Source organism: Acinetobacter equi, from assembly GCF_001307195.1.
GTDB lineage: Bacteria > Pseudomonadota > Gammaproteobacteria > Pseudomonadales > Moraxellaceae > Acinetobacter > Acinetobacter equi.
Genome location: NZ_CP012808.1, coordinates 1690085 through 1704452, shown reverse-complemented (window position 1 = coordinate 1704452; position 14368 = coordinate 1690085). Strand labels below are relative to the sequence as shown.

12 protein-coding genes and 3 pseudogenes are annotated in these 14368 nt (G+C 35.4%); 2 read left to right on the top strand and 13 right to left on the bottom strand.

Annotation, left to right across the window (positions count from 1 at the left end):
• Positions 1–6: 6 nt before the first annotated feature.
• Positions 7–489 carry a DUF2726 domain-containing protein gene (locus AOY20_RS08100; RefSeq protein ID WP_054582563.1) on the top strand — a complete coding sequence of 161 codons (483 nt, stop codon included), beginning with the start codon at positions 7–9 and terminating at the stop codon, positions 487–489.
• Positions 490–492: 3 nt separating this feature from the next.
• Here the strand turns inward: AOY20_RS08100 and AOY20_RS08095 are convergent, their stop codons facing one another.
• From AOY20_RS08095 to AOY20_RS08080, 4 genes are all read right to left on the bottom strand, one after another.
• The gene (locus AOY20_RS08095; protein ID WP_054581383.1) at positions 493–729 is read right to left on the bottom strand and encodes a hypothetical protein; all 237 of its coding nucleotides are present in this window, start codon (positions 727–729) and stop codon (positions 493–495) included.
• A gap of 126 nt (positions 730–855) precedes the next feature.
• On the bottom strand, positions 856–1731 hold the full coding sequence (ubiA, locus tag AOY20_RS08090; RefSeq protein ID WP_054581382.1) for a 4-hydroxybenzoate octaprenyltransferase: 876 nt from the start codon (positions 1729–1731) through the stop codon (positions 856–858).
• Between the two features lie 17 nt (positions 1732–1748).
• Positions 1749–2249: a chorismate--pyruvate lyase family protein gene (locus tag AOY20_RS08085; protein ID WP_054582562.1), complete on the bottom strand. Its 501-nt coding sequence runs from the start codon at positions 2247–2249 to the stop codon at positions 1749–1751.
• A gap of 237 nt (positions 2250–2486) precedes the next feature.
• Positions 2487–3425: an IS5 family transposase gene (locus AOY20_RS08080; protein ID WP_054581381.1), complete on the bottom strand. Its 939-nt coding sequence runs from the start codon at positions 3423–3425 to the stop codon at positions 2487–2489.
• A 56-nt stretch (positions 3426–3481) separates the two neighbouring features.
• Between AOY20_RS08080 and AOY20_RS08075 the strand changes: the two are divergent.
• Positions 3482–3781, top strand: a pseudogene (locus AOY20_RS08075) (polysaccharide deacetylase family protein); the annotation flags it as partial.
• 8 nt (positions 3782–3789) lie between these two features.
• Here the strand turns inward: AOY20_RS08075 and AOY20_RS08070 are convergent.
• The 9 genes and pseudogenes from AOY20_RS08070 to AOY20_RS08035 all read right to left on the bottom strand — a co-directional run bounded on the left by AOY20_RS08070 (position 3790) and on the right by AOY20_RS08035 (position 14334).
• Positions 3790–4068: a hypothetical protein gene (locus AOY20_RS08070; RefSeq protein WP_054581379.1), complete on the bottom strand. Its 279-nt coding sequence runs from the start codon at positions 4066–4068 to the stop codon at positions 3790–3792.
• Positions 4069–4162: 94 nt separating this feature from the next.
• Positions 4163–5578, bottom strand: a complete 1416-nt coding sequence (glnA, locus tag AOY20_RS08065; RefSeq protein WP_171250413.1) for a type I glutamate--ammonia ligase — start codon at positions 5576–5578, stop codon at positions 4163–4165.
• A gap of 590 nt (positions 5579–6168) precedes the next feature.
• Positions 6169–6330: a hypothetical protein gene (locus tag AOY20_RS14740; protein ID WP_158319993.1), complete on the bottom strand. Its 162-nt coding sequence runs from the start codon at positions 6328–6330 to the stop codon at positions 6169–6171.
• Between the two features lie 80 nt (positions 6331–6410).
• Positions 6411–7112: pseudogene (locus AOY20_RS08060) on the bottom strand (IS1 family transposase).
• Positions 7113–7282: 170 nt separating this feature from the next.
• Positions 7283–7606 (bottom strand): hypothetical protein, encoded by a 324-nt coding sequence (locus AOY20_RS08055; RefSeq protein ID WP_054581377.1) that lies wholly within the window; start codon positions 7604–7606, stop codon positions 7283–7285.
• 1 nt (position 7607) lies between these two features.
• A complete protein-coding gene (locus AOY20_RS08050) occupies positions 7608–7874 on the bottom strand; it encodes a hypothetical protein (protein WP_054581376.1) in 267 nt (88 codons plus the stop codon).
• Between the two features lie 71 nt (positions 7875–7945).
• Positions 7946–8917: pseudogene (locus AOY20_RS15045) on the bottom strand (RHS repeat domain-containing protein); the annotation flags it as partial.
• A gap of 15 nt (positions 8918–8932) precedes the next feature.
• On the bottom strand, positions 8933–9256 hold the full coding sequence (locus AOY20_RS08040; RefSeq protein ID WP_054581374.1) for a hypothetical protein: 324 nt from the start codon (positions 9254–9256) through the stop codon (positions 8933–8935).
• Positions 9253–14334, bottom strand: coding sequence for an RHS repeat-associated core domain-containing protein (locus AOY20_RS08035; protein WP_054581373.1), 5082 nt, complete (start codon positions 14332–14334; stop codon positions 9253–9255). The genes AOY20_RS08040 and AOY20_RS08035 overlap by 4 nt, the downstream gene beginning before the upstream one ends.
• Between the last annotated feature and the right edge of the window lie 34 nt (positions 14335–14368).

Below are 14368 nucleotides of genomic sequence, written 5' to 3'. Positions count from 1 at the left end.
CCGCCTGTGCCAAACTTCATTTCTACATTGTTTTTTAGTGTTGGCTGCATTGCAAGCCTAGCCCTTCTTTTTCTTATTTTTAGACAATACTTTTCTTCTAGACAACAATTTTATCCCAAACGTATCATTACTGCATATGAAGCAAAAATGTTTACTCGCTTAAAACAAAGCTTTCCAGAATATGATGTGCTTGCTCAAGTTGCTTTTAGTGCATTAATTACTAATAAAAACTATAAAGTTAGAGCGAAGTTCAATCGTAAAGTAACAGACTTTGTTATTATCGATCGGCATACTAATGTGATTGCAATTGTTGAATTAGATGATCCGAGTCATATTGGAAAAGAAAAAGAAGATGCAGAGCGCGATGCTATGCTTTTTGAAGCAGGATATATTGTTTATCGTTATACAGAAATCCCTTCTGTTCAAGTACTTAGAAAGGATATTATGCCCAACAAATCAAAATCCTTTTTGAATACCCTCACAGGATAACTCTTAATTTGTTGTCACATCATTAGTTGAGTTTTGTTTAAATTGCTCTTCTGCTGCTTCACGCTCTTTAATACGTTTAATCATTTCAGCTTGTTGTTGTTTATAAAGCTCTTGATTCTTTGCATCACTTCGAACAGCAAGCATTCCCATAGAAACTAAAAAAATAGGTACACACAGACCTAATGTTGCGAAAAATAAAACTTTTTTCGTACTTATTTTAGAAGAAGATGACTGCCCCATAATACGCTACACAACAACAATAACAGTAAAGAAATAATATTCTATAAGATAAAATATAAAGATGACATCTTCATGACAAAAAAGACTCTATACAATAGAGCCTTTTATATCATTGATTATAGATTCTTAGAATTGTAAAAAAATTCCTGCAAATATCAATAATCCTATCCATCTATTATGTCTAAATGCCCAAAAGCAAAGTTGTGGATCTCGATTCTTTGTTTTTGTCCATTGATATATAAAGTCTGCAATTACTAGAACTAAAGCACAAAATACAAATGGAATAAGAGCATTTTGTATATATAAAGCCAATCCAATCAAAATAACACTTACAGCTTGAAGCAAAGAAATAATTTCGATGTCATAACGTCCAAATAAAATTGCTGTAGATTTCACACCAATTTTTAAATCATATTCGCGGTCTGTAATCGCATATTGAGTATCGTATGCTACGGTCCAAGCAAGATTACCAAAATAAAGTAACCAACAACTTAAATCTAAAGGATGCCCTACCGCTGTATATGCCATAGGAATTGACCATGAAAATGCAGCGCCCAAAAATACCTGGGGTAAATAAGTATAACGCTTCATAAATGGATAAATAAAAGCAAGAATCAAAGCACCAAATGAACAATAAAATGTTTCTATAGGCAGAAAAAACAACATGCATGCACTTGCCAGCACCAATACTAAAAATACATAAATAGCTTCTTTAGCTTGAATAATGCCTGTTGCCAATGGACGTGTTTTTGTTCTTTCTACATGTGCATCTACTTTTCGGTCTGCAAAGTCATTAATTGCACATCCTGCTGCACGCATAAAAATCGTGCCCAAAATCATTGGAATTAAGATAGAAAGTGCTGGCATTCCCTGATTTGCTAACCACAATGCCCACATGGTTGGCCAAAATACAAGTTCCGTACCAATAGGTTTATCAAATCGGCATAAATAATAATACGCTTCTAAACGTTCACGCCAAGTAATTTGCTGCACAGTTGCCATGCCTGTCCTTTACTGAATTACACTGAATGGTGGTTTTGAATAAATTTTTCAAATTCAGGAAGAAATGTTTCCTGAACAATAAATTTACAACCATGCCAAGTATAACAGCTCTGTCTAGTCCAACCATCTTCTAGTAAAAGAACACGACGCTCACAAATAGGGTTTGTACGTTGGAATAAATAAAAACCTATCGGTTTTTTACCAATATGTTGAAAAATTCGTGCTTTTTTTTGCACACTCAATATAGGAAAAATACTTTTTGCCTTCACCCATGGTTGATTCTCACAACCATATAAGTATGCCTCTCTTACCCAAGAGGTATGATGATGAGGCATTTTCATCCACTTCGCATCAATAAATGTAAGTCGTTTAAAACTTTCATTTATCGGCTGAACCTTAAATATCCCACCCGCTAAATCTGTAAGTTGGCGAGTCAATGAACCTGAAGCAAACAACCATTTCTTTAACTCAGGATGCATTTGTTTCTCCTGCTTAATTCGGATATGTTTGCAATTCATAATTCCAATGCCTTTAAAAATCGGCTTTAGTGTACCTAACTCAATAAATGATTTCATTAAATACACGGTTATAAATATTTATCATCAGTATTTATTATAGTTACCAATTTTTATAAACTTTATTTTTCATACACCGTATGATCAATGCAAAATAAAAGGCTTAACCTCTACAATGTATTTAAAACGGCTTTGTTGCATAGAGATTTGAGAGATAGAACTATCCCTAGTATTCCAAATTTAAGAGACAACTTGGGTATGCGGGCGACCTAATTCTGTGAGTTTATTCAATACTGCTACGCGTGCATGAATCTCATTCACCTGACTCGGAAAGCTCCTTGCTGTTAATTTATCGCCTAATAATTTGATGCAATGTATCTTGGTTTCCACCAAACTACGACGATGATAACCAGACCACTTTTTCCAAAGTGACCTTCCCAGCCGTTTGACTGTTTTCAATAACTCGTTCCGTTCCATAGACCTCGCTTGCTGATCTTTCCAAGGCTTTGCATTCTTCCTTGGAGGAATCACAGCATGTGCATCTCGATCTAAAATGACTTGTCGGCAATGCTTTGTGTCATAAGCACCATCTGTATAAACAGAATCAATTTGTTCATCCAAGGGAATTTGAGCAAGTAAATCTTCGAGCACTTGCGAATCACTGACATTATTCGTTGTAAGCTGAACTGCACGTATTTGAAGAGTTTCAGCATCTATAGCAATATGCAGCTTACGCCATTGGCGACGATATTCAGCCCCATGTTTCTTACACTTCCATTCACCTTCACCTAGAAACTTCAAACCAGTAGAGTCCATGAGTAGATGGAGACCATCACTACTTTTTTGATAGCTAATCGCAATATCAATATGCTTTTGTCTTCTACAAAGCGTAGTGTAATCTGGAGCTGTCCAATCTAATCTACAAAGCTTAATCAGACTTTGGACAAAACCTGTCACCATCACCATACGTAAAGAGAGTCGAAATAGTGACTTGATCATTAAGCAGCATTGAATCGCTGTATCGGAGTAGATTTGATTTCGACCTTGCTTACCTTGTGATTGTGCATACCACTGAGTCTTTGGATCAAACCAAATGGAAATATTACCTCGGTTAATTAAAGCTCGGTTATAGGATGACCAATTGGTTGTACGATAGGTTTTAGGGGCAGGTTTATTCATTTTGAAATTATAGGATTAAATAGACCTTCTAGGCTAGGTTTATGCAACAAAGCCATTTAGCGATTCAAACAATTGGTCGGTCACCTAAACACGTTCTACTCTTACATACAAATGACATCAATGCTGCTTTTTTAAATGATGTGATTACAGCATTTAAAAATAATAAATGGAACTTTGTAAGTGCAAGTGAAGCTTTCAACGATCCTATTTATAATGAATTTAGTCAAAACATTCCTGCTGGAGAAAGTATTATTTGGTCTATTGCCAAATCTAAAAAAATTCCCAATTTACGTTATCCAGCAGAAGATGCACCTTATGCAACTGAAAATTTAAAAAAATATCAGCTAAATGACTAAGTTAAATATTAGGTATTATCTGATTTTGCAATCACTTCATATTTTCCATTATTGTGCTGAATAAGAATAAAGCCTTCAGCACTAATATAAAAAATTTCAGGATAATCAAAATCTAAAGCCAATTCAGGATTTCTAAGCTCAACAAATTGAGCCTGTTTATATCCTTCTAAAGTACGCCCTACTTCCATATATGTTACTTCAGAAAAATTAAGTTTAAATCCCTTTGCTTGATCTTTAGGATCATTCCAAGGAAAAAAACCTGTATGTTTTTTACGTGGCTTTGCCATAAATACTTACTCAAAATTTTTTAATTTATCTTTGCCTATCATACAAAAAACCCGCGATGAACGCGGGTTTTTCTAAGCTAAATTCTGTATAGAATTACAAGCTGTAGTACATATCAAACTCAACTGGGTGAGTTGTTGTATTTAAACGACGTACATCTTCAGTTTTAAGTTCAATATAAGCATCGATCATTTCTTTAGTGAATACGCCACCTTTTAATAGGTAGTCGTGATCAGCAGCTAATGCTTCTAAAGCCATATCTAAGCTGTGCGCAACTGTAGGAATTTTTGCTTCTTCTTCAGGAGGAAGATCATATAAGTTCTTATCAGCAGCTTCGCCTGGATGGATTTTATTTTGAATACCATCAAGACCAGCCATTAACAATGCAGCAAAACCTAAGTACGGGTTCATCATTGGATCTGGGAAACGTGCTTCAATACGTTTGCCTTTAGGGCTTGAAACATAAGGAATACGAATAGATGCAGAACGGTTACGTGCTGAATAAGCAAGCATAATTGGCGCTTCAAAATGTGGAACCAAACGCTTATACGAGTTTGTAGAAGGGTTTGTTAACGCATTTAATGAACGAGCATGCTTAATAATACCGCCAATGAAATACAATGCCATTTCTGAAAGGCCTGCATATTCATCACCAGCAAATAAGTTCTTACCATCTTTAGAGATAGACATATGAACATGCATACCAGAACCATTATCGCCTACCATTGGTTTAGGCATAAATGTTGCTGTTTTTGCATATTGATGTGCAACGTTCCAAACAGCATATTTAAACTGTTGTACTTCGTCTGCTTTACGTACCATTGTGTTGAAGCTTACACCAATTTCTAATTGGCAAGATGCAACTTCGTGGTGATGTACTTCTACACGACCTGGACCCATGATGTCTTCAATTTTTGCACACATATCTGCACGCATATCTTGTGAAGAATCAACAGGAGGAACTGGGAAGTAACCACCTTTTACACGTGGACGGTGACCTGAGTTACCAGCTTCGTAATCTTTACCTGTAGACCATGCAGCTTCTTCAGCGATTAATGTATGGCGTGCGCCAGACATATCGATATCCCATTTTACTTCGTCAAAAACGAAGAATTCTGGTTCTGGACCAAAGAATGCAGTATCACCAATACCTGTAGATTTTAGGTATTCTTCAGCACGACGAGCAATAGAGCGTGGATCACGTTCGTAACCTTGACCAGTAGATGGCTCAATTACGTCACAAGTCACAACTACAGTTGGCTCAGCAAAGAACGGGTCGATGAAACCTGTTTCAGCATCTGGACGTAAGATCATGTCAGAAGCTTCAATACCTTTCCAACCTGCAATTGAAGAGCCGTCAAACATTTTGCCGTCTTCAAATGTATCTTCGTCGATCGTATCTGCAGGGTAAGTTACATGCTGCTCTTTACCCTTAGTATCAGTAAAGCGAAAATCGACCCATTTTGCGCCACTTTCTTGGATGAGTTGAAGGACCTTGTTCGCCATGCTCATTTTGCTCCGATGTTTTTTTGTTGCACTCACAGAGTGCGTGTTAGTAGTTGACTGATATCAAGCAAATACCATACCAACTATGTCAAAGCTAAGTTAAAATACTGAATTCCTTATCAGAAAACACGCAATATAGCTTTTACATTTTTGCTATTATACTGTCTATGCCAAGAAATGCACCACATTCACTCATTCTTAAACATAATAATTAAAAAAGATTTTACAGGAGCACCATTTTAGTGCAAATAGAATTTTTAGATTATATTTATCTAGGAATATTCATAAAAAAATTTGATGTAACTCTCTTTTTAAAACAAAAATATGATTTCAATAGATTTGATAAAAATTAAATGCAAAACATTAATTTATAATAAAAATATATAAATATCAAAAATATTTCTCATAAACTAAAGTGTATTTCACAATCCTTTGCTTTCATCATATAAAAGATATTTGCACTACAATAATTAGACATTTTCAATTCAAATATGAATTTTGATAAAATCAATATCATGTTTCTTGCACATTTCTTATCTAATAGTTCTAAAAATTTACTTTTATTCAATTCATGGAATGTGCAATAAATTGTTTGATCAACTATGCCAAACTTTTATTTCACCACCATACAGTACGTGATTTTTATTATGATGAAGTCTATGATGATAACGCTTGTCTGAAATCTCTTGTAATTGCCCTGCCTGATCATAACGATATTCTCGTTCTAAACATTTATGTTGGCTTGTCCTTGCCAACACTTCAATTGTTCAATAAAAGGACAAAAACCAATAACCTTATTATTTTAAACCAAGGTTGTGTTTCAAAAAGTATGCTGACATTAAATAAAGCCATTATTGATGTAAAAGAAGGCTAAATCGAAAGCTTTAAAATGGTTTTCAAGCTTTTTCGAAAAATTACAGCTTCTTCTGAAGCTACGACTCATTCTATGTCTTATTTTGCAATTATTGCCTTCAATACCTACAATAAAAAATTTACCAATACTTTGCTTACAATTTTTAAAAGCACTGATGAAGCTGTCCCAATGATCACTTGCAATTCGAGTGTAGTGAATACCTAATTGTTTCAGCTTTATCTTCAATTGCTGGACTGTTGCTAAATCTCGTTTACCCCAAACATAAGCAACAATTTCACCTGTTTCTCGATGATAGGCGTAAATAAGCCATTGTTTATTCTTTTTATTTCTAACAAACGTCCAGAACTCATCCACCTCAAGAGATTCATAATGACTTTGCTGAGGCTAAATTTTATAGGTTGATTCAGTTAAAGTCCGTAAAACTTTACCGATACTGATGCGCTCAACTTCAGCAATATCTCGTATACCACTGCCTCTGACCATCAACTGTAATATTTTACGAGTAATACCTGACTTACATCCTAGATAGCTCAGTGCATGATCACCAATAAACTGACGTTTACAGTCTTTGCACTGATAGTTTTGTTTCCCATCTACTTTGATACCATTTTTCTTTATACTGTCACTGAGGCAGGTTGGACATTTGATTGCTAGAGTTATTTGCATTTCTCTATTTTATCAAAATCCAATCTGTTTTTCTTCAGCATACTTTTTGAAACACCACCATATTTTTATCAACTATATATATTTTTTCTAAATTTTTCAAACTAGTCTCTTAAATTTTCCTAATGAGTCTAAACACTTATATATTCTAGGCTATTTACAACAACACCACCTTATAAGTGATTTTTTTTATATATTATTTTAATACATATATTTATATACTTATAAACATCAAATAAATTCCTTGTGTTACTTATAAAAAGTGGTTTAGTCCAATCTTGATTTTTTATAAGCATGATAGTAAAACAGCCTTTTTTTGAAGTAGAAGGATACCACCCTACATCAATTATAAACCGATCACAAAAAAAATTGATTTGTAGTAAATCTTCCGTTAAAAAATCAACATTCATTTTTACTTGATTATTATCTTTTAACCAAGTTAAATTATCGAATGAAATAATCCCATCCTTTAATTCAATTTTTTTCTCTAAACTCACCTTATAATACTCTCTTCATTAATTTTGTAAATTCAGCTTTGGAAATAGGATGCCCATGAATAACTCCTTGAGAACACTCTACCCTCATATATTTCGTTTCTTTACCTTCACTAGCACCAATTATTTCACCTAAATCTTGAATTTTCCATTTCGTATTTTTCCCCCTAGGTGTTGCTATTTCGATACCCTTTGCCCAAATATTTCTTTCTAATGCTTGAATATTTGTACCTGGTAAATATTTAGCTGGCCCTCTTTTTGTTGACTCCACAATTTTATCCCATTTTAGATTTGCTGGAACATGTTTATTCCCATGATTAGTCCAATCAACATCTGTAAACTACTACAACAGCTCAACCCCCAAGGATCCACCCACTCCACAGGATTCGGCGCATACTGAAAGTGATTATCTCCACCTAATAATCCAATTGGATCATGACTTATAAAACGCCCACAATCAGGGTCATAATAACGGAAGCGGTTATAATGTAAACCTGTTTCTACATCATAAATCTGTCCCTGAAAACGATGTGGTTGTAATAAATACATTTGTTCTAAAGTATTCAGTTGAATTGGGTTCGGCTGAGCCCTTTCTTCCCATTCCACCGTAACCGTATTGCCCCATGCTTGATACACCGCTTCCCATGCAATCTCACCACCTTGTTCTGTTAATTCACGAGGCGTACCTAAATGGTCATTTTGATACCAGTAAATTTGGTGTGAACTGTGTTCGTGTGCTTCATCATTTTGTGCATGAGGAAGTTTAAATGCATCGGCATCCAAACTTTCAAAGCCTTCTAAATTGCTTAAAGTCAATTGTTGTAAATTATTAAGTGTCTCCAGCTGTTCAGCATTTGGTGCATCATTAGCTGCACAACTTAACTGTTCGTCTAGCCAAACCACACGTGCCAAAGGCACAAAACTATCAGCTTCATATACCGTGGTAAAAACATGTCGTCCGTTATAATCCTGTAAAATACGATTACCATCCCATACATTCCACACGGCATGTTTAGAAATAAATTGAGTTTGTTCTCGTTTTACTTTCTGTGGTGATAGTGTATGTTTTGGAATACGATTTGGTGATGATTCTGTGCCTCCTAAACTCAGATTCATTGATGAACCTAATTGATTCGATGAGCTTGTACTTGATGCAGAAGGTACAGAATAAGACGCCAACTTTTTCTTCAACTGTTGCTGAACAATCGACTTATGATAAATCTGACTTTGCTTGGCAATTCGTCGCCCAAAAGGATCATAATAATATTGGGTTTTTATAATTTCTTGCCCACCACGTCCATCGGGTTTGATGCTTTGAATTGGCTATATTCACTTTATATTAAAAATATCTTCTAATGAATAGCAAATACCATCTTCATCTTTTATATTAAAAATAATACCTAATAGACAAGATTTAACATCATTATATATATATGTATTATCATTACTTAGTTGAAGATCAACACTATTTAGAGCTGTTTTATCAAAGAAGAAAATAGCATCATGATCCCAATTATGGTTTGATAAAAGTGATTTAAGTTTTACACTAATTGTATCACTTTCAATTACATAACTATCTAGCCTTTCAAGTCTAGATTTAAAAATAAATATATCATCTGTATTATGAAATTTTAATATATATTCACAACTCATCTATTGCCAGCTCCGTGTGGTCGATTTCTTACTATAGGTAAATCTTTAGGGTTTTTAATTCCAATATGGTATTCGTTTGGATTATTGGATAGTAACCCATTATCATCTAATTTGTTACCACAAGGATCATATTTATGAACATGAGCATTATTTCCTGTTTTAAAATCTCCTGTTCTTTGGTCACCATGTTGATGAATCCATATTCTTGAGCCATCTGGATGTGAATAGTGTAAATTTGATAGATTAGTCACAGGATTAGATCGAACAAATCCCTTACTGGTAATTATTTTAATAATATTAGACACACTTTTTCCGCCTAGTCTCCCTATATTTGCTACAGCATTAAGACCAAGCGGATCCACCCACTCCACAGGATTCGGCGCATACTGAAAGTGATTATCTCCACCTAATAATCCAATTGGATCATGACTTATAAAACGCCCACAATCAGGGTCATAATAACGGAAGCGGTTATAATGTAAACCTGTTTCTACATCATAAATCTGTCCCTGAAAACGATGTGGTTGTAATAAATACATTTGTTCTAAAGTATTCAGTTGAATTGGGTTCGGCTGAGCCCTTTCTTCCCATTCCACCGTAACCGTATTGCCCCATGCTTGATACACCGCTTCCCATGCAATCTCACCACCTTGTTCTGTTAATTCACGAGGCGTACCTAAATGGTCATTTTGATACCAGTAAATTTGGTGTGAACTGTGTTCGTGTGCTTCATCATTTTGTGCATGAGGAAGTTTAAATGCATCGGCATCCAAACTTTCAAAGCCTTCTAAATTGCTTAAAGTCAATTGTTGTAAATTATTAAGTGTCTCCAGCTGTTCAGCATTTGGTGCATCATTAGCTGCACAACTTAACTGTTCGTCTAGCCAAACCACACGTGCCAAAGGCACAAAACTATCAGCTTCATATACCGTGGTAAAAACATGTCGTCCGTTATAATCCTGTAAAATACGATTACCATCCCATACATTCCACACGGCATGTTTAGAAATAAATTGAGTTTGTTCTCGTTTTACTTTCTGTGGTGATAGTGTATGTTTTGGAATACGATTTGGTGATGATTCTGTGCCTCCTAAACTCAGATTCATTGATGAACCTAATTGATTCGATGAGCTTGTACTTGATGCAGAAGGTACAGAATAAGACGCCAACTTTTTCTTCAACTGTTGCTGAACAATCGACTTATGATAAATCTGACTTTGCTTGGCAATTCGTCGCCCAAAAGGATCATAATAATATTGGGTTTTTATAATTTCTTGCCCACCACGTCCATCGGGTTTGGTCGAGGTTGATGCTTTTAATTGGCTTTGCTCATCCCACTCTAAGTCAATCTGACGTTGGCTAAATTGTTGCAATATAGCGGTGTTTGGCAATGTATGCTGCGATAAGTTATTTTGTCGAATATGCCCAAAAGCATGCTGATCTTTAATATATATTCGCTTCTGAATTACACGCCCCAAATCATCATAAGCATAATGTACGCTTTGATGGTCTTGTTCTAAATATTTGACCCGATTATCTTGTAATTTTTCTTTGCTCTTTTCAGCGAATGCTATCGGTAAAATATTACTAGCAGGGTCAAAAGCAAATTGTTCTCGTATTTGAATATAATTATCGTTTTGACCTTGTGAACTAAGTTCACTGCCTGTTAAACGTGACAAAACATCATATTGATAACTTTGTCGTTTATGCCAAACTCTTGCTTCACCACCATGCAATACATGACTTTTATTATGATGAAAAGGATCATGATAACGCTTGTCTAAAATCTCTTGTAATTGCCCTGCCTGATCATAACGATATTCTCGTTCTAAGCGTTTGTATGAGCTTTGTCCTTGCCAACATACCTGTTGTTCAACTAAACGCCCCATGCTATCAAGCTTAAACTGACTATTTAAATCGCCCTGACTACGTTGTATCTCCTGATGTAGATCATCCCGCTGTAGCTGACTAATTTCATGAACACCACTTTGATCTTCCAAAGCATAGTGCCAAGCATGCCCCGATCCATAGTACATGGTTTTTAACTTACGACCATCAGGTAACGTAGTTTCAATACGATTTCCCAACGCATCATAACGATGAGTTAAACAATGGCTGCGCTGACTATGTTGTTGTGTATGTTCATTAAACCAATGGGCAACTAATTGTTCTTGCGTTAATTGTCCAATGGCATCATAACTTAAAGATACATGGCTATCGGCATTACGGGCTTCAAGCAATTGACCTGCCAAATCATAGGCATATCGGGTACGTTTTTTCTCTGTTAAATCTTGATGATCAATAATATATTGTTCAAGTAATTGACCCAATAAATCACGTTTAAAATAAGTGCTATAGCGAATTTTTTGTTGTTCAGTGAGTTGACGATGCTGTACTAAATGACCCGCAGAGCTGTATTCATATTCTGTACGAATACCATCAAAAGTGGTTTCCGCAATCACCTGATCATTCACATCATATTCTATTTGCCATGTTTGCCCATTTTCATTGATTAAACCAACAAAGCGACGCAATGCATCATATTGATAATGCACTACACCATTGGCACTGTCTTTTCGTTGTATCGGCAAATCATCTGCACTGTATTCATAGCTTGTGGCACGACCTAAGGCATCTCGATATTCAACTAAACGCTCTAAAGCATCATATTTGAAATATTCTTGGCTTTGATCTGGATAAGTAATTTCACATGGTTGTTGCTGATGGGCGTGGTATTTTAAATGAGTAATTTGCCCCATTGCATCTTTAACTTCAATCACGCGTCCATATGCATCATAGGCATAATGAGTTTGTTTACCGCTACAATCTTGATAGTTTTTTAGATTGCCATACATATCCCACAGCATACGCTTATGCCCACCTTGGGCATCGGTCACTTGATATGCCATACCAACTGGGCTGTATTTGATTTGGGTTTGTTGCCCTAAAGCATTACTAATGCTAAGTGGTTGTCCTGCAAAATCATAAGCTGTGGTTTCACTATGACCCAATGGATCTGTAACTTGCGTTAAACGTCCATTTTTCCAATTTAGGCATATTTCTCGCCAAACAGGTAATTTAGATGTTTCATCATAGCGAATTAGACTTTGAATTTTTGTTAATTCCGAACCGCTATATTGATATTGTGTGATACCTCCATCGGCATCCTTTTTTTCAATGAGTTGTTGCTTATCATTATAATGATACGTTTCTTTTTCACCCATTGCATTCACATAGGCTGTTAAGAATTTATACTTATCAAAATAATAAGTTTCACGTTTTTCTAATGTTGTTTTTGGTGCGAATACAACATGAGTCATTCCCATATGATATTCAAATAAGAATTCTTCACCCGTATTCATCCAATGACGTATAACTTTGCCACTTGGATCATAGCGATCATATTCATAATAACTGCTGATGCCACCCACTTCATGATGTGCTGTCATGATGTGATTATTCCACTCAAATTTACGGCTTAAACGTAATTTATATTCGTGTGCTTCTTTTGCAGTAACAGAACTATCATCTATATACACATGAATTAAATCAGCCTGATCTGAATAGGCATAGCTCACTAAAGTTTTTGCTTTTAAATAATCGTGTAAATCTAGTAAATGTATATTGGCATTTTGCTGAGCGGTGAATAAACGATCAGGCAAAGAATCATATAAGTGTTCTTTCGTGACACTAAGAGGGTCAACAGGATTTAAACCTTGTAAATATTGTATTTGCTTTAAACGAACCTGTCCCTGAATTTCAATAAACTCTAGACTCATGACACGTTGAATACTATCTACAATATGGCTTGGATAATGCTTTAAAATTTCATCTGTATATAAATATTCTAAGCTAATACGATTGCTATATAGATCTTCTAATCCTGTGCAAAGTACTAAATATTCAGGCTTAGTATTAGCATGATTAACTTGATGATGAAATTCATAAAATACGCTAGCTGCTTGTTCTGTACCAATTGCTATACAAAATTTAAAGTCTTTACTTTCTTGCCCTTCAGCAACTGCTTCACGAATTAAAGTTAAATCTTTTCCTAAATGATAAAAAGCATCTTCAGGCTCTAAATAAGGCAACTCAATTTCATCACCTAAAGGTAGTAATAATTTAATTTTTTGATGCGCAGGAAAAACTTTAATTTGCATGCCATAAGGATTGTCCCAACCTTGCCCATACCAAGAAATAGGATACTCCGCTGTACCGATGAGACTGTCACTTGCATAACTACGTTGCCATGTAAATGGTAACGCTGAATTTAAACTAAAGTCAGTATCTTGATCTCCAGTTAAAATCTTACAACCATATAAAGGATTTACTGGCTTACCTACTTTAGGTTGGCACTTACCCGATTTACATTTTTTGCCTGAACCTTTAAATCTAGCCCCAACTTTACCCAAATGCTTTTTAGCTGTTTTTTTAATGGCTTTAGTCGCAGCATTGGTTGCTGCACTCACCGCTTTGGTGACTTTTTTACCTAATTTTGTTGCTGTTGCAGCTGAGCCTGCAAATGGAATCATTGCAGCAGCAGATAAAGCTGCACCTTCATAGTCGCCACGTGCTAAACATATAACACAGTTTATACCATCGGCAATTTCACCAATTCCGGGAATTAAACCAGCAATATCTAATGCAACTTGTAAACCATCTAAAGCGCTATCAATCATTTCGCTCAATGGAGGCATCTTTACGACACGACCGCGAGTATTACCTGAATTTCCCTGTCCATTCATCCAAAAGGCATCATCTACACGAACAGTCCATTTACCATTAACTTTAAATGAAGCACTTTTATCAATTGGAAAACATTTTGCTCCAACTGTCTGACTTTTTATGCCTTTTAATATTCCAAGTTGATCACCCCATGTCGGTGACACATAAGACTTATCATGTAAAACAAAAGGATGGTTATTGGCTTTAACATTCGTTTGTGTTTTTTCAGAATCATTAAGAAAAGCAACAACAGGATAAGGAACAGGAATACACGGCGGTGTTTTACACACATCAGGCATGGTACAAACGACCATCCAACCCGATTCTTTGCGTAACATTAAATTATCTGCCATCTTCGTTCCTGCTTATTCTTCTTAATCTTGTACT